Source organism: Campylobacter blaseri, assembly GCF_013201895.1.
GTDB classification, from domain to species: Bacteria; Campylobacterota; Campylobacteria; order Campylobacterales; family Campylobacteraceae; genus Campylobacter_B; species Campylobacter_B blaseri.
The window spans coordinates 849,507-865,701 of sequence record NZ_CP053841.1 but is presented as its reverse complement, the minus strand read 5'-3'; the positions used below and the strand labels follow the sequence as shown (position 1 = coordinate 865,701).

Sequence of the window (16,195 nt, the reverse complement as noted above, 5' to 3'; positions counted from 1 at the left end):
AATTAGATTGCAAATCAACTATATCCAATTTTAATAAAAACTTATAAGACTATTAGTATTTATAATAAATTAAAACTTGGTATTTTGCGTTTTTACTATTTTTTCTCTTTCAAAATTTGATTTATTTTAGCCTCTTTTCTTAACCACTCTTTTAACTCAACAGCAGGAAAGCCACCATAAACCTTACCACCTTGTAAGTTTTTAGTAACACCTCCCCTACCGGCAATGGTAGCAAAGTCCCCTACTTTAAGATGTCCAGATGATGCACTTTGTCCACCCATAGTAACATTTTTGCCAAGTATAGTCGAACCTGCTAATCCAGCATGAGCTGCCATAAGACAATTTTCTCCAAGTTCGCAGTTATGCCCTATTTGAACTAGATTATCTATCTTTGTTCCTTTTTTAAGAGTAGTGGTTCCAAACACAGCCCTATCTATAGTTGTGTTTGCTCCTATTTCTACATCATCTTCTATTTTAACATTTCCATTATGATAAATTTTAATATGACTACCATCTTTTGTATGAGCATAGCCAAAGCCTTCACTTCCTATAACTGAATTTGCCTGTATATAACATCTATTTCCAATTATCGTATCATTATAAATTACAACATTCGGGTGTATTATACATTCATCGCCAATCATTACATCATCGCCTATATAAGCGCCCGGCATTATAGTTGTATATCGCCCTATTTTAGAATTTGAGCCTATATAGACATTTTGCATTATTTTTGCACTGCTATCTATGTTTGAAGCTCTTTTTTCCCGCACTAAATCCTTTGCAAAATACCTACTTAAGATTGCAAAATTCAAATGTGGGTTTGAAGATATTAAATGGTTTGAGCTTTTAGGAACAAACTCTATAAGCTCTTTTTGCACTAAAACTATACCCGCCTTAGTTTTTTGCAAAGAGTCTTTATTCTTAACTCCATCACAATAGCTTAACTCACTCTCATTTGCCTCACCAAGAGAATTTAAACCACTAACTTCAAAATCACCGCCATCATAATCTAAATTTAAAATTTTACATATCTCACTTAGTCTCATTTTACTTTTCCAAATATTTACATTTCTAGCATTACTGAACCGCTTCTAACTATATCAACTGGGCTATATTTACTCATAGTTTTTATAAAACTAGTTATTCTTGTTGAATCATCACAGGCTATTATAATTAAATTTTCACTATTACTGTTTGCCACACTTCCATTGTATGATTTTAAAACAGAATCAAGTCCTGCTAAATTTACAGATAGTGGAATTTTAACCAATGCCAACTCTTTTTCTACAAAATCACCCTCTTCAATAACTTTATATATAGGTAGTAGCTTATGTAGTTGTTTTGTAATTTGCTCAAAAACTCTTGCATCGCCACTTGTAACAATACTTACTCTTGAAAACTCAGTATCTGGTATAGGTGCGACTGTTAAGCTATCAATATTATAGCCTCTTCCTGAAAAAAGCCCTGAAATTCTTGATAAAACTCCATGCTCATTTAAAACTATCACTGAAATTAATCTTCTGTTTTTATCATTCACAATACCCACCTTACTTTAATATCATATTATATAGTGCTGCACCAGCTGGAACCATAGGTATAACATTTTCAAATCTATCTATTCTAACATCTATAAATGTTAAAATTTTACTCTCTACAGCCTCTTTTAATGCTTTTTTGAACTCATCTTTTGTATTTACAACATAACCTTTTCCGCCAAAACTTTCAACTAGTTTTATAAAATCAGGTTGTTTTGTTAAATCAGTTGAGGCAAATCTCTCTTCATAAAACATAGATTGCCACTGTCTTACCATTCCTAAAAATTTATTATTTAAAATGATATTTATAACAGGAATGCCATTTTCAGCTATTGTTTGAAGCTCTTGGATGTTCATTAAAACCCCACCATCGCCATTAAAGTTAATAACAGGTCTATCTTTAGCTGCAAATTTAGCACCCATAGCAGCAGGCAAACCATACCCCATAGTTCCTAGCCCACCACTAGTTAAAAATGTTCTTGGATTTTTAAAAGGATAGTATTGCGCTACCCACATTTGATGTTGTCCTACATCTGTAACTATAATAGCCTCTTCATCGTTAACTATTTTTGCACTCTCTTCTATAACCCATTGTGGTTTTAAAACTTCATCACTATCTTGGTATTTTAAAGGGTGGATTTCATCATATCTTTTTAATGTCTTTCTCCACTCTTCATAATTTTTAGGATCTACTGCCTCTTTTACTTTTGGATTTAGTTCTTCAAAAACATCTTTTATATTACCAACTATAGGGTAATTAGCTTTAATTATTTTTGAAATTGAACTTGGATCAATATCTATATGTATAATATTTGCAAATTTAGCAAACTCACTAGTCTTGCCTGTAACCCTATCATCAAACCTAGCCCCAGCACAAATAACTAAATCGGTTTCACTCATAGCCATATTTGCAGCATATTTACCATGCATACCAATTAAGCCTAGATTAAACTCATCATCACTTCTTAAGGTTCCAAGCGCCATAAGTGTTTGAACTGTTGGAATTTGGGTAATTTTTACAAATTCTCTAATCTCTTTGCTAGCATTTGAGTTTATAACTCCTCCACCTATATACAATATTGGTTTTTTTGCCTCTGCTATAAGTTTGCTTGCTTTTTTAATTTGCCCAGGATTTCCTTTATACATTGGTTTATATGTTTTCATGTTTATTTTATCAGGATAACTAAAATCCCCAACGGCCGCTGTTATATCTTTTGGTATATCAATATGAACAGGTCCTGGACGACCACTTTTTGCTATATAAAATGCCTCTTTTAAAATTCTTGGCAACTCTTCTATATTTTTAACAAGATAGTTATGCTTAACGCAAGGGCGGGATATACCAACAGCGTCCACCTCTTGAAAAGCATCTGTTCCAATCAGCGAATTGGCAACCTGCCCACTTATAACAACTAATGGTATTGAGTCCATAAATGCAGTTGCTATACCTGTTATAGTGTTTGTAAAACCCGGCCCACTTGTTACAATGGCAACACCAACCTCACCACTAACCCTTGCATATCCATCAGCAGCGTGAACTACTGCCTGTTCGTGCCTAGCCAATACTACATTAAAATATCTTTGCTTATAAGTTTCATCAAATATATTTAAAGCTGCTCCGCCAGGATATCCAAAAACAACCTTAACGCCCTCTTTATTAAGTGCTTCCATTATCATTTGTGACCCATTTAGTTTTTTCATTATATTTTTACCTTTTTAGTATTGGAAATTTTTTTATTATATCAAAAAAAGTATAAATGAGCTAAAAATCTTTTTTATAGTAATCTATAAATATTATGCTGTGTAAATTTGTATCAAATTTTATATTTTTCAAACCTATATTTAAAATTTAATTTATTTATTAAGCTACAGATTATACTATATTAGATATTCTAAATTATTACTTTAATATATTAGTGAGGAAAATATGGATAAACTTATTTCAGCAAGTAAAGCTGCTAATCTTATAAAAGATGAAGATGTTGTATGTTTTACAGCAGCTGGTATGATAGGCTTTGCAGAATACATAGCTGATGAAATTGAAAAAAGATTTATCAAACACTCATCGCCAAAAAATCTAACTATAGTGCATAGTTGTGGATGTGGAGATAGTAAAGATAAAGGCACAAACCACTTTGCGTACGAAGGGCTAACCAAAAAACTAATTACAAGCCATATAGCATTGGCACCTAAATTTAATAAATTAATAGAAGATAAAAAGATAGATACATATCTATTTCCGCAAGGTGTTATAGCTAATATGTTTAGACATATTGCAGGAAATTCTCCAGGAGTAATTACAAAAATTGGTTTAAATACCTTTGTTGATCCAAGGCTTGAAGGTGGTAAAGAAAATCAAGATATTAAAGAAAACTTAGTTGAGTTAATAGAAATCGATAATGAAAAATGGCTATTTTACAAAAAATTTCCTGTCGATGTTGCCATTATAAAAGCAACATATGCTGATACAAAAGGTAATATTTTTTACAACAAAGAGCCTTTAATTTTAGAAGCAAGATCAATGGCGCAAGCAGCTAAAAACTCTGGCGGGATAACAATATTTCAAGTTGAAGAGATTGTTGAATATGGAACATTTAACCCTAAAAGTGTAGAGGTTCCATCACAATATGTTGATTATATAGTAGTAGCCCCAAAAGAAAAATCTATGCAAACTATGGGAACAGTTTATAATCCACTTTTTAGCGGAGAAAAAAGAGTGCCATTAAGTGAGATTAAAATACCAAATATTCCACTTGATATTAAAAAAATAATAGCAAAAAGAGCGACACTAGAGATAAAAAAAGATGATGTTGTTAAACTTGGCATTGGAGTACCTGAACTAATATCCCTAATAGCCTTTGAAGAAAAAATTACAGATGAAATGACAATGATATCTGATTTAGGAATTTATGGTGGCTTTAGCTCATCTGGTAAAGACTTCCCTGCTTCATATAATTTTGAATCCATGATAAATCATGAATCACAATTTGATTTTATAGATGGCGGGGGTATTGATGTAGCGTTTTTAGGTCTAGGTGAGATAGATAAAAATGGTAATTGCAATGTTAGTAAACTTGGAAAAAGAGTTGTTGGGCCAGGTGGCTTTATAAATATAACACAAAATTCTAAAAAACTTGTTTTTTGTGGATCATTTACAGCAAAAGGACTTGAAGTTTTTGTAGAAAATAATGCTATAAAAATTAATAGCGAAGGTCAGATTAAAAAATTTATAGATGAGGTTTCACAAATAACATTTAATGCTAAAGATTCATTATATAAAAATCAAGAAGTTTTATTTATAACCGAAAGAGCAGTATTTAAACTAAGAGATAAAGGTGGTTTAGAGCTTATAGAAATAGCTCCAGGAATTAACCTAGAAAAAGATATCTTAGATCAAATGGGTTTTAAGCCATATATAAAAAATGCTGATGATATAAAACTAATGCCAAAGTTTATTTTTGATACAAAAAGTGGTTATATAAGAGACTATTTTTTAAAAACTACAAACAAGGAAAACAATGAGTGATATAAAGAAACAAGGATTGCTTTATATGCCTATTTATAGTGATAGGCTTAATCTTAAAAATTTAGATATATTAAAAATATTACTGCAAGATAGTTATAAAAAAATAGCTTTTTTTGCACCTATTGAAACAGGTTGTAGTGTAAATTTAAACTCTTGTTTGAGTGCTGAGGAGTTTGAAGAGTATATTTTAGATGAAAATAAAAAAGAGATTAGAAAAAAGATAATAAAAAGATATGAAGAGCTTTTAGAGCTAAGTGATTTAGTTATAGTTCTTGGCGTAAAAATTTCCTATCTTGATAGTTTTGAAATAAACTCCACAATAGCAAAAGATTTAAATATACCTATAATTGGTGACTATCAATCTTCTAAATTATTTAAATTTCATAATATTAAATGCAAAAAATATAGTGTTGAAAATTTAGGCTATATAAGTGATGATAAGATATATTTTAAAAATGGTGATAGTTTTACTCTTAACGGCTTAAATCAAAATATTTTAATAGAAAATTTAATCAGCTACAAAAATAATATAACTACACCTGTTAAATTTGAATATGATCTTTTTAAAAAAGCTAAAAATAACTTAAAAATAGTAGTTTTACCAGAAGGAAATGATGAAAGAATCTTAAAGGCTGCAGATATACTACTAAAATCTAAAGCTGTAAAGCTAATAATTCTTGGCAAAGAAGAGGATGTAGCTAAAAAGGCTAGTGATTTAAAACTTGATTTATCAAGCGCAGAAATTATTGATAATGAAAAAAATACCCTTTTGGATGAGTTTGCAAATATATTTTATGAACTTAGAAAACATAAAGGTGTTGATCTGCAAAAAGCAAAGGATAGTGTTAAAAATAGAAACTATTTTGCAACTATGCTTGTGTATACAGGAAAAGCTGAGGCTGTTGTAAGTGGTGCTGATGGAACTACTGCAGATACTATCCGCCCTGCTTTACAGATTATAAAAACAAAACCAGGAATAAGCTCTGTAAGTGGATCATTTTTTATCTGCTTAGATACAAAAGTATACCTTTTTGCTGATTGTGCCATTGTTCAAGATCCAAATATAGAGCAACTAGTTGATTCTGTTATAGCTAGTATAGATACAGCTAAATCGTTTAAAATGGATCCAAAAGTTGCAATGCTTAGCTATTCAACTTTAGATAGTGGATTTGGAAAAAGTGTTGATTTGGTAAAAGAGGCTACACTTTTGGCTAAAGAGAAACTGCCTAATGAGCTGATAGACGGACCTATTCAATTTGACGCTGCGGTTGATGAAGTTGTGGCTAGTAAAAAAATGCCAAATTCCAAAGTTGCAGGCAATGCAAATGTATTTATATTTCCTGATCTTAACTCTGGAAATATAGCCTATAAAGCAGTTCAAAGAACAGCAAATGCTGTTGCCATTGGACCTTTACTTCAAGGACTTAAAAAGCCAATTAATGATTTAAGTAGAGGTTGTAAAGTAGAAGATATAGTAAATACGGTGCTTATGAGCGCCATTCAAGCAAGGAAATAGCAATGAAAATTTTAGTTTTAAACGCAGGCAGTAGCTCAATTAAATTTCAAGTTTTTGATATGAACAACAATAGTAGTTTAGCAATTGGACTTATAGAAGAGATAGGAAATGAGCATTCTCAAGCCAAAATAAAAGTTTTAAAAACAAATAGACTTACAGAAAAGATAACATATATAAAAGATCACCATGATGCTGTAGAGATAATCAATGCTATGCTCAAAAAAGCTGGTGTTTTAAACAGTATGAATGAGGTTGATGGTATAGGTCATAGAGTTGTTCATGGTGGCAAAACATTTAAAAACTCGGTTATAATTGATGATGAAGCTATTAGACTTATTAAAGAAGTTATACCCTTAGCACCTCTTCATAATCCAGGTGCGTTAGAGGGTATAAAAAGTGCTCTTGAGGAGGCAAAAGGCGTTCTAAATGTTGCGGTTTTTGACACTGTATTTCATCAAACAATGGATAAAGAGGCCTATTTATATGCAATTCCTTATGAGTACTATGAAAAATATGATATTAGAAAATATGGCTTTCACGGAACCTCGCATAAATATGCAAGCGAATTAGCTGCAAATTTCATGGGGGTTAATATAGATAATTTTAATGCTATAACACTTCATATAGGCAATGGCGCAAGTGCTACTGCTATAAAAAATGGAAAAAGCATAGATACATCCATGGGGCTTTCTCCTCTTGAGGGGCTTATGATGGGAACAAGAAGTGGGGATATTGATCCGACTGTTTTATCATACATTGCCACGCAAGATGGGAAAACATTAGATGAAATTGATGATATTTTAAACAAAAAAAGTGGGCTTTTAGGTATTGCTGGAACAAGCGATGTAAGGAAAATCAAAGAAGGCATAAAAAACAACTCTGAAAGATGTCTACTTGCTTATAAAATGTATATAAGAAGAATTGTAAAATATATTGGTGCTTATTATGCACTTATAGGCAAACTTGATGCTATAATATTCACAGCAGGAGTTGGAGAAAACTCTTCGCTGTTAAGAAATGATGTGTGCAACGCTATTTCTCATTTTGGAATAGAGCTAGATAATGATTTGAATCATCTTCAAAGCAATAAAACAAGATATATAACAAAACAAAACTCACCAATAAAAGCTTTAGTTGTTCCTACAAATGAAGAACTTGCAATTGCAATAGAGACAAAAGAACTATTAAAAAGGAGTAAATGATGTTTAAAGATCTATTTTATATAGGACTTGGTGGCTTTTTGGAAGCTAAAGAAAGAATTGAAAAAGAGCTAAAAGCTTTGGAAGAAAAAGGTAAAATTAGTAAAGAAGATAGTAAAGATTTTTTAAAAAATCTTTATAATAAGGGAGAAGAAGAACACAGCAAACATTGTGATGCTAAGAAAAAGTTCATTAAAGAGTTAATTGAAGAATTTAACATAGCTACAAAAGATGATATAAAAGCTTTAGAGGAAAAAATTGAGAAGAAATTCCTATAACCCTATAAGAATTTGGAATATTTTTCATCTTCTACTAACTTTTTTTCTGCTTATTAGAAAAAAAGATTCTATCTTTTTTATTAAACCAATTAAAGCAGAAAAAATATCTTTATATATAAACAGTCTTGGAGCTAGTTTTATAAAACTAGCTCAAGTTTTAGCAACTAGAAGTGACTTTTTCTCATCTAAATATCTAAATGAACTTAAAAAAATACATGATGAATTGCCACCTATGAGTAAAGTTGAGTTATCTAAATTTGATATTTCTAAATTTAAAACTTTTAACACAACTCCTATTGCAGCAGCCTCTATTGGACAAGTTCACGAAGCATATTTAAAAGATGGCACAAAGGTAGCTGTTAAACTAAGAAGAGTTGGGATCGAAAAACAAGTAAAAACTGATATTACAATTATAAATACTCTTAATAGTTTATTTAAACCGCTTTTTTCTCACTATACTAAAAACTCGCTTGAAGCAGTTATAAGTGAATTTTCTGATACTATTATTAAAGAAGTAAATATGAGAATTGAGCTTTTAAATTTAGAAAAATTTAAAAAAATATATAAAAACTTAGATATTAAAACTCCAAATATATATAAAGAGTATTGCAACGAGAGTATGCTTGTTATGAGTTTTGAAGAGGGGTTTAGGTTTGATGATAGAAAAAATATAAAAAAATACAATATTGATATTAAAAAAGCTATAAATATTTTAGTTCTATCTTATGTTGAACAGATGCTTATAAATGGATATTTTCATGCAGACCCACACCCCGGAAATGTTTTAGTAAATAAAAACTCAGAGGTTATACTTCTTGATTTTGGAATGGTTAAAACTGTCCCAAATGAGACTAGACTTGCTATAATATCACTTTTACAGGCTGCAAATAACCAAGATTACATAAAATATATAGCAGCATCTAAAAAGCTTGGAATATCTGCTTATGAGACGCCAAACGTATTACTTGCTGAATTTGTAGAAAGAGTTTTTGAAATTTTTTCTAATGACGCTTTAAGTAGTTCTAATATGCAAAAGCTGATGGAAGAACTAATGCAAAATACTAGAAAATTTCCTTTTAAACTTCCAGCAGAAGCAATATACATCCTTAGAGTTAGTGCTATTATAGAAGGACTTGGGACAACATATATAGAGAATTTTAATGGAATAAAAGACATTCTTCCTATACTTACCAAAAATATTCCAAGAGCTTTTGGGGCAAAAGATACCTTAGTTGAAACACTCATAGATGAGCTAACGCAAATTCCTGATAATATTGAAAATTTCAAAAATACATTTTATAAAATAGGTCAAGGGGAATTAGAGGTTGAACTTTCCAAACTTCAACTTAGCTACTTTAAAAAAGCTATTGATGAGCAAATAAACTCTATAATTTTTAGTTTAGTTTTAATATTTATATCTTTTTTTATGCTTATTTATGATAAGGACTTGATACTATTTTCATCTTTTATTTTTATAATTGGTGTGTTAAAACTACTGTATAGAAAATAGATAAAGCCCAGATTGGGCTCTATCATCTATCTTAGAGTATAAAGTATGTTTTTACCATCTTGATATGATAGTATATTTAACATATTATCTTTTATAAAAAGACTTCTTGCGTTTTTAATTTCACTTGGAAACGATATAGTTTCTATAATCTCTTCCCTTGCTAAATCTATAATAACAATTACATTATGATTTTTGCTAAGAGCAAAAATTTTACCGTCATTATAAAGCATAGAAGTTATATATAAATCGCCTAATGTTTTACCGTCTTTTAGATTAGCCTTTGGTGTAAATTCTCCTGAAAGCATTCTATCACTTGCTAAAATTTTAGATATAACAAAATCTTTGCTATTTTTATTATTAGGAACAGTTGCCATATATATGTATTTTCCATCAGTAGTAACACTTGCTATATGGTGGAATTTGGACCTAACAGTATCAACTCTACCACGACCAAGATTTTTACCTTGACCTTCAAATTTATCATTACCTTTGATAAAATCAGCATATTGTAAAGTTTCATCTGCATTATCGTTTTTAGCAAATCTTAAAAATGTTTTATTAGAACCCATTAGCATATATTTATCATCCATAAATGGAACAATGCCAATTATAGGATCTATAGTTGCTGAAAAATATGGATCAAGTTGGAAATATCTAGTTGTCTTAAAGTTACTATCTGCAAAGAAAACTTCCCATTTTGAGCTAATTACAAATTCACCTCTGATGTAATCAATTGAATTTATAGGTTTATCAAAATTTAAAATTTCTTTATTTGTTATTTCAAGAAAATTATCTATATTTAAAGGAGCATTGCTTGGGTTATTATCAAAAACCACACCTAATTTTTTACTAGCTGGTGCAAAAGCATAATCAGGTGCCTTAACATCTCTTTTTCCTAAAAAAGATATTTTTTTAAAATGATTTTTATAGCCTGAATCATCCCAAATAATATATTTTTTATTTAGCGTAAAACGAACAGGATCACCCTGTCCATAATGCGGAGGAAGTCCTGTGCTTACAAATGCCTGAAATAGGTTTGAAGCAATAATTATAGCCGATACTATAAAAGCTATTAAAGCTGGTTTTTTAAGTTCTCTATATCCATCTTTACCAACTTCATCATTTATAGATTCAAATTTGGGTGCAAAGAAAAATATAATACCAAGTAAAAGCACAACAGCCCAAAAAACAACTTCAGCCCAAAAATATGTATGAATCCCAAAAACTGCAAGTCCAAATCCTTGATCAAGGTCTCTATGAGCATGATTTCCATAGTGGGCAAAAGACTGCCAAAGCCCAAAAGCTGTCATTATTAAAAGCATAGCAACATATCTAGCTTTCATTCCATAACGAACTATAAAAAGAGCCATAACACCTATAAATATCATAGCTTCTCTTTGTCCCCAACAAAGCGTGCAAGGACTATCTTTTAAAATATAGCCAAAATAGAAATTTGCTATACCAACAGGCAGAAGTATTATTAAAAATCCTGCAGCGCACATTAAACCATAAAAAAGTTTTGTTTTTCTCAATTCACTCATACTATGCCTTTTATAGATTCATATTGGTTAACAAGCCACCTGACTTGTGTCCAATGTAAAAATAAATCATAAAAATCCAAGATACCACGAGTATAGTGAATGCTAATTTTTCTTGTTTAGGTTTTAGTATAATAATTATTATGCTAACCAAAATCAGTAGTAGTTGTAAAAACTCCATCCTTATCCTTTAAAATTGTTTAAATATTTACTATTAAATAGATTTGTATAATAATAAATATTATTCTCATTTTACAATAAAAATAATTAAAACAATTTAAAAACACTACCATTTTTCTTTAATTTTGTTTAAAATATTAAAGATGTCTTTATATTTAAGTTATATAAAATTTGGAGCATCGTTGGAAAATAGTATTAAATCTCCCTCTTTAGTTTTTTCTGCTAAAGCACCTACTAAGTTAGACTTATTTTCTAGTATAAATAACTTATCACTATCTATATTTTCTTTAAAGATTTTAGCATTTAAGTCGCCTGTAGCGATTACAAAATCAAATTTTTCATTAATTATTTTTGCTAATTTTATATTATCATCTTCTGTGCTTTCTATTATACCTGGAGTGACTATAACTTTTCTTCCTTTAAAACTGCTAACCAATTCATAGCTATCACTCATCCCTTTAAAATTACCGTTAAAGCTATCATCAATTATAAATTTTTTATCATTTTGAATCTTTTGTAATCTATGTTCTACGCTTTGAATATCTAAAACTCTTTTTTTAATTATTTCTACATCAATGCCTAAGTAATGTGCTATATGTATACACGCAGCCAAATTTGAAGCGTTAAATTTACCTAGAATTAAAGATTTAAATGTATAAGTTTTATCAAATTCTAAATCAAAATTCAATCCATCTAATGTTGATTTAACATTTTTTAAATTCTCATCATAAATGGTTATTTTATCAAAGCTCTTTTTTAATGTAGAGCTATGTAAAAAAGCTTTTTCTAATCTACTAGAATTTAGTGCTTCAAGCTTTGTGTTTCTAACATTTTCAATTGTTTTAAAATACTCTATATGCTGTTCCCCTATTTCGCCAACAACTATAATTTGTGGGTTAAGAAATTTTGTTATTTCATCTATATCGCCACTAACTCTAGCCCCTGCTTCAGCTATATAAATTTGCGTATTATTTAATAGATTATCATTGATATCTTTTATTAAACCTGCTAAAGTATTTACGCTTCTTGGTGTTTTATAGCAAATAAAATCATCTTTTAAAATTTGATACAAGAAATTTTTAATGCTAGTTTTGCCATAGCTTGCAGTTATTTGTATAATTTTTAAATTAGGCATATCTTTTAATTTTTTTAAGGCTTGCCTTTTATAAAGTAAAAATTGATATTTTTCATAAGAAAAACTTATAATAAGTGTTAAAATTAATGGTATAAAAACTGGAAGTAAAGAAACTTTATTAAACATTAAAATATCAATAAAAATAGTTGTTAAAAACAAAATAATAAAAAATCTTTTAACACGAGATGTAAATACTAATTTTTTATCAAGATTTTTATACCAAAGATATAAAGATGGTATTTGTAAAAAATATAAATATATAAGGAAAAATAGTGAATTTACATACAAAAATATAAAATATAAAGCAATTGGTAAGGCTAAAAATCTTATATGCCAAGCAGGTTTTGTATAGTGAAATATAACTCTTTCAATCTTGTATGAAAACCACTGTAGCGACGTTATAAAGTAAAAACCAATTGTTAACATAAAAACTATATGTGATATAAAAATAACTATTTCCATGTTTTATACTTTACTTTCTTTTTGTTTTACTTTAAAAGACTTTTTTAATCTTTCTTTGTAAATTTCAGTGAAACTTTTTACTTTTGGCTTGTTGTCCATATCGTTCTTGTTGTCTATTTTCTCTTTATTTTTTTCATTTAAATTTCTATTTGAAGCATCAGATTCTTTTTTTTCATCTTTTATAGATGTTTGCTCTATTTGCTTGTGCGTTTTACTATCTTCTTTATCTATTTTTTCATCTTTAAACGGATATTCATTAAAAGCTAAATCTTTAGATAATTCTTTTGCAGTATCAAAATTTTTATCTTTTTCTTTTGGCTTTCTAGTAAATACTTCACCTACTTCAGAAATTTCATCTAAATCTTTATATTTGTCTATTGGATTTTTAATAAAATTTTTATCTATTTTTGGTTTTTCTGCACTACTAATTGCTAGCTCAATATCTTCTTCAAGACTATCTTTTTCGCTATTATATGAAAATTCCTGAATGGCAACATTTATATTTTTTTCTGAAATATCAATATTTTTTTGATCTTCAGTTTTTACATCTTTTGCTTTTAAATCATCTTCTACTTTTTCGGGTTGATTTTTTTTCTTTGTTTTTCTAGTAAATACTTCCCCTATTTCGGAGATCTCATCAAGCTCATCAAAAGCTTGCATAGATACACTTTTTTTATCTATATTTTTGATATTTTCACCTATTTTATCTACTATAAATTTGGCATGTAAAAGAAAGAAAAAATGGTCTCCACTTAGTGGATAAAATTGACTTTTTTTAATAAGTCTATGGATTAACTCTCCACTTTTTAAAGATACAGCTTTGTCTGATTCACCCCAAAATATAAGAGTATTTCCACTATGTTTTGCAAATATATTTTTAAAATCCTCGTTTACAACATTTTTTAGGGTTTCATACATAACTCTATCCATTCCAGCTACATCTTTAGTAGCAAATAGAGTATATAGCTTGCCAAATCCCAATGCTTTAAATACCTTAAAAATTGCTATTTTAAGCCTAACAATAATTGATTTTTTCTCAACTATACCAGCAGTGCTCAATAAAACTAAATTTTCAGGATTTAAAAGAGTAGCAACTTTTCCACCAAAACTATGTCCCATTATGATTTTTGGCTTAGTTTTAAGCGAATTTATAAAATTTTCTACTATGTTTTTATACTCTTTTGTATTTAATGGCACATGGATATTACTCTTTCCAAACCCAGGCAAATCAATATAAACTTGTTTAATGTTTTTAAAGTGCTTAGAGAAGGCCTTTACCATTATCTCTTTATTGGCTCCCCAACCATGTATTATCAATATATAATCGCTAAATTGATTATTTATAATTTCATAGCTAATTTTGTAATTTTTGCCATGATATTTTATCTCTCTAATCGCCATCTTTTTGCCTTTTTTGCGAATAGACAATATTTAAAAGCTCTACAGCTTTTTCCAGCCTTTCGTATTCTTTCATACCCAAAATAACAGCTTCAAATTTATTATTTTTTACTATCACAGCTTTTTTTAGCTCTTCACTACTTACCTTTGTTAAAACTGAGCTAAAATTTCTAACTACTTCTGTGGCTGTAAATATCTCATTTTGTTTAAAACTTGCCATATAAACTCTTTTATGTAAAATAATACATATAATTTAACATATTATTTGTTAAATTTTACTTATTTACAGATATATCTTGTATATATTTATAATTTATATCTATTTTCTTATAATCCTTAAGGCTCTTTGCTAAATCAAATACCACACTTTCAAAATCATCGAAAAGATAGTATGCAAGACTTCCTGGATTTGTATTAATCTCATTTAAATAAACAACACCATCTTGCACGAAAAAATCACACCTTATAAGACTTCCTTCAAAGCCACAACTATAAATTGATTTAAATGCATCTTTTAGTTGTTGTGTTAAACTCTCACTTAAATTTGCTTTATTTACACTAGAATTTCCAGAAAAACTTAGATATTTTTGATCAAAATCTAAAAATTCACTTTTCTTTGGTTCTTCTATTATAGAATATATAGTTTTATCATCTATTTGGCATCCTGCTAAATTATACTCGCTAATTCCTTCAATAAAAGGCTCAACCAAAACTACATCATCATATTCAAAAACGCTATCTAAGGCATATTCAAGCTCATTTTGATTTTTTACTATAGATATACCTATACTGCTTCCTAAAGTTGCTGGTTTTAAGATATAAGGATATTTAAGTGTTGGAATATCTCCTTTTTTTATAACTTCATATTTTAATGTTTTAACATTTGCCATTTGTGCTAATGCTTTTGTTAAAACTTTATTATAACTAAGCACTGCACTCTGGGTTCTTGTGCCTATAAATTTTATATTAAAAAACTCAAATAAAGACGCTAGTTTGCCATCTTCGCCATCTTTTCCATGTATAAGATTGATATACACATCAGTTTCGACCTTTGTTTTTGAAAATCTACCATCTATGAAAAAACCATCTTTTCTAAGAGTTATTTGTTTGGCTTTTTTATATTCAAATGAACTAAAATATGTAGCTTTCATATTTTTTTCTTCAATTAGATAAAAATCTCTATCTTTGTCACAAAAAATATAGGTTAATTTATTTTTAAAAACACCTTTTAGGGTTACTGCTGATACTATACTAATTTCATGTTCATAACTTTCGCCACCAAATATTAAACCTAATTGCATTAACTTTCCTTATCCTAATTTTTTTAAAGCTTCTCTTATAAGCTCTTGTGTGTTTGTTGATTTGCAAGTTGATAAAACTTTTAAAATTTTATCTTTTTTAAAGCCTAAACTTTCAAGTGCTAGGATTGCTTCATTTTTATAACTTGGCTCACTGTCTTCAATGTCTAATTTTGCATCGCTTAACTCTGCTACAATCTTCCTAGCTGTCTTTGGGCCTATGCCTGGAACACTTTTTATAGTATCAATATCTCCATTTACTATAGCGCTTACAAAAACATCTGCTTGAAGGCTAGAGCAAGCTGCCATGGCAGTAGCAGGGCCTATTCCACTAACCTTGCGCAATAAATCAAACATTTTTTGCTCTTTTACATCTAAAAATCCATATAGCAAATTTGCATCTTCTCTTAAAATATGGGTTATTATAAGTTCTGTTTTTTTACCCTCTTCTAATCTTGAGCTACAATTTAAAGAGATAATAACACCATAACTTACTCCGCCATTTGTTTTTAAAACAGCAAAGCCTGGTTCTTTTTTTACTAAAATCCCTTCAACTGCTACTATCATAAATATATCTCTTTCTTTAGTTTTAAACTTTAAAATAAGCAAGATTATAA

15 protein-coding genes are annotated in these 16,195 nt (G+C 29.1%); 5 read left to right on the top strand and 10 right to left on the bottom strand.

Annotated elements, in window-relative coordinates; translation table 11 throughout:
- Nucleotides 1-95 precede the first annotated feature (95 nt).
- From lpxD to CBLAS_RS04475, 3 genes are read right to left on the bottom strand one after another with little or no spacing between them, the layout of a single operon-like run.
- Entirely contained in the window at nt 96-1,049 is a 954-nt protein-coding gene (gene lpxD / locus CBLAS_RS04485; RefSeq protein WP_106870574.1) for a UDP-3-O-(3-hydroxymyristoyl)glucosamine N-acyltransferase, read from the bottom strand.
- Nucleotides 1,050-1,066: 17 nt separating this feature from the next.
- Complete coding sequence (gene ilvN, locus CBLAS_RS04480) at nt 1,067-1,540, bottom strand: acetolactate synthase small subunit (protein ID WP_106870572.1); 474 nt, start codon at nt 1,538-1,540, stop codon at nt 1,067-1,069.
- A 10-nt stretch (nt 1,541-1,550) separates the two neighbouring features.
- Entirely contained in the window at nt 1,551-3,239 is a 1,689-nt protein-coding gene (locus CBLAS_RS04475) for an acetolactate synthase large subunit (protein WP_106870570.1), read from the bottom strand.
- Nucleotides 3,240-3,465: 226 nt separating this feature from the next.
- Here CBLAS_RS04475 and CBLAS_RS04470 point away from each other — a divergent pair, with 226 nt between their 5' ends.
- Genes CBLAS_RS04470 through CBLAS_RS04450 form a run of 5 tightly spaced genes read left to right on the top strand, consistent with a single transcriptional unit; the run spans nt 3,466 to nt 9,567 of the window.
- Complete coding sequence (locus CBLAS_RS04470) at nt 3,466-5,064, top strand: acyl CoA:acetate/3-ketoacid CoA transferase (protein ID WP_106870568.1); 1,599 nt, start codon at nt 3,466-3,468, stop codon at nt 5,062-5,064.
- Entirely contained in the window at nt 5,057-6,580 is a 1,524-nt protein-coding gene (pta, locus tag CBLAS_RS04465) for a phosphate acetyltransferase (protein WP_241517577.1), read from the top strand. The genes CBLAS_RS04470 and pta overlap by 8 nt, the downstream gene beginning before the upstream one ends.
- A 2-nt stretch (nt 6,581-6,582) precedes the next feature.
- Complete coding sequence (locus CBLAS_RS04460; RefSeq protein ID WP_106870566.1) at nt 6,583-7,782, top strand: acetate kinase; 1,200 nt, start codon at nt 6,583-6,585, stop codon at nt 7,780-7,782.
- Complete coding sequence (locus CBLAS_RS04455) at nt 7,782-8,057, top strand: phasin family protein (RefSeq protein WP_106870564.1); 276 nt, start codon at nt 7,782-7,784, stop codon at nt 8,055-8,057. The genes CBLAS_RS04460 and CBLAS_RS04455 overlap by 1 nt, the downstream gene beginning before the upstream one ends.
- A complete protein-coding gene (locus CBLAS_RS04450) occupies nt 8,038-9,567 on the top strand; it encodes an ABC1 kinase family protein (RefSeq protein ID WP_106870562.1) in 1,530 nt (509 codons plus the stop codon). The genes CBLAS_RS04455 and CBLAS_RS04450 overlap by 20 nt, the downstream gene beginning before the upstream one ends.
- Nucleotides 9,568-9,593: 26 nt before the next feature.
- On the opposite strand, the gene dsbI is transcribed toward CBLAS_RS04450, so the two are convergent.
- From dsbI to ruvA, 7 genes are all read right to left on the bottom strand, one after another.
- Nucleotides 9,594-11,108, bottom strand: coding sequence for a disulfide bond formation protein DsbI (dsbI, locus tag CBLAS_RS04445; RefSeq protein ID WP_106870560.1), 1,515 nt, complete (start codon nt 11,106-11,108; stop codon nt 9,594-9,596).
- Between the two features lie 10 nt (nt 11,109-11,118).
- Nucleotides 11,119-11,286, bottom strand: coding sequence for a disulfide bond formation protein Dba (gene dba, locus CBLAS_RS09760; protein WP_106870558.1), 168 nt, complete (start codon nt 11,284-11,286; stop codon nt 11,119-11,121).
- Nucleotides 11,287-11,445: 159 nt separating this feature from the next.
- Nucleotides 11,446-12,882, bottom strand: a complete 1,437-nt coding sequence (locus tag CBLAS_RS04440) for a Mur ligase family protein (protein WP_106870556.1) — start codon at nt 12,880-12,882, stop codon at nt 11,446-11,448.
- A gap of 3 nt (nt 12,883-12,885) precedes the next feature.
- Nucleotides 12,886-14,283: an alpha/beta fold hydrolase gene (locus CBLAS_RS04435; RefSeq protein ID WP_106870554.1), complete on the bottom strand. Its 1,398-nt coding sequence runs from the start codon at nt 14,281-14,283 to the stop codon at nt 12,886-12,888.
- Nucleotides 14,273-14,500 carry a type II toxin-antitoxin system prevent-host-death family antitoxin gene (locus CBLAS_RS04430; protein WP_106870552.1) on the bottom strand — a complete coding sequence of 76 codons (228 nt, stop codon included), beginning with the start codon at nt 14,498-14,500 and terminating at the stop codon, nt 14,273-14,275. The genes CBLAS_RS04435 and CBLAS_RS04430 overlap by 11 nt, the downstream gene beginning before the upstream one ends.
- Nucleotides 14,501-14,555: 55 nt before the next feature.
- Nucleotides 14,556-15,581, bottom strand: a complete 1,026-nt coding sequence (locus CBLAS_RS04425) for a D-alanine--D-alanine ligase (RefSeq protein ID WP_106870551.1) — start codon at nt 15,579-15,581, stop codon at nt 14,556-14,558.
- 9 nt (nt 15,582-15,590) lie between these two features.
- Complete coding sequence (gene ruvA / locus CBLAS_RS04420) at nt 15,591-16,145, bottom strand: Holliday junction branch migration protein RuvA (RefSeq protein WP_106870549.1); 555 nt, start codon at nt 16,143-16,145, stop codon at nt 15,591-15,593.
- Nucleotides 16,146-16,195 lie beyond the last annotated feature (50 nt).

Excerpts from the sequence above, each read along its gene's own strand:
- lpxD (WP_106870574.1), bottom strand. The coding sequence starts at position 1,049 with ATGAGACTAAGTGAGATATGTAAAATTTTAAATTTAGATTATGATGGC.
- CBLAS_RS04475 (WP_106870570.1), bottom strand. The coding sequence starts at position 3,239 with ATGAAAAAACTAAATGGGTCACAAATGATAATGGAAGCACTTAATAAA.
- CBLAS_RS04470 (WP_106870568.1), top strand. The coding sequence starts at position 3,466 with ATGGATAAACTTATTTCAGCAAGTAAAGCTGCTAATCTTATAAAAGAT.
- pta (WP_241517577.1), top strand. The coding sequence starts at position 5,057 with ATGAGTGATATAAAGAAACAAGGATTGCTTTATATGCCTATTTATAGT.
- CBLAS_RS04460 (WP_106870566.1), top strand. The coding sequence starts at position 6,583 with ATGAAAATTTTAGTTTTAAACGCAGGCAGTAGCTCAATTAAATTTCAA.
- CBLAS_RS04455 (WP_106870564.1), top strand. The coding sequence starts at position 7,782 with ATGTTTAAAGATCTATTTTATATAGGACTTGGTGGCTTTTTGGAAGCT.
- dsbI (WP_106870560.1), bottom strand. The coding sequence starts at position 11,108 with ATGAGTGAATTGAGAAAAACAAAACTTTTTTATGGTTTAATGTGCGCT.
- dba (WP_106870558.1), bottom strand. The coding sequence starts at position 11,286 with ATGGAGTTTTTACAACTACTACTGATTTTGGTTAGCATAATAATTATT.
- CBLAS_RS04440 (WP_106870556.1), bottom strand. The coding sequence starts at position 12,882 with ATGGAAATAGTTATTTTTATATCACATATAGTTTTTATGTTAACAATT.
- CBLAS_RS04435 (WP_106870554.1), bottom strand. The coding sequence starts at position 14,283 with ATGGCGATTAGAGAGATAAAATATCATGGCAAAAATTACAAAATTAGC.
- CBLAS_RS04430 (WP_106870552.1), bottom strand. The coding sequence starts at position 14,500 with ATGGCAAGTTTTAAACAAAATGAGATATTTACAGCCACAGAAGTAGTT.
- CBLAS_RS04425 (WP_106870551.1), bottom strand. The coding sequence starts at position 15,581 with ATGCAATTAGGTTTAATATTTGGTGGCGAAAGTTATGAACATGAAATT.
- ruvA (WP_106870549.1), bottom strand. The coding sequence starts at position 16,145 with ATGATAGTAGCAGTTGAAGGGATTTTAGTAAAAAAAGAACCAGGCTTT.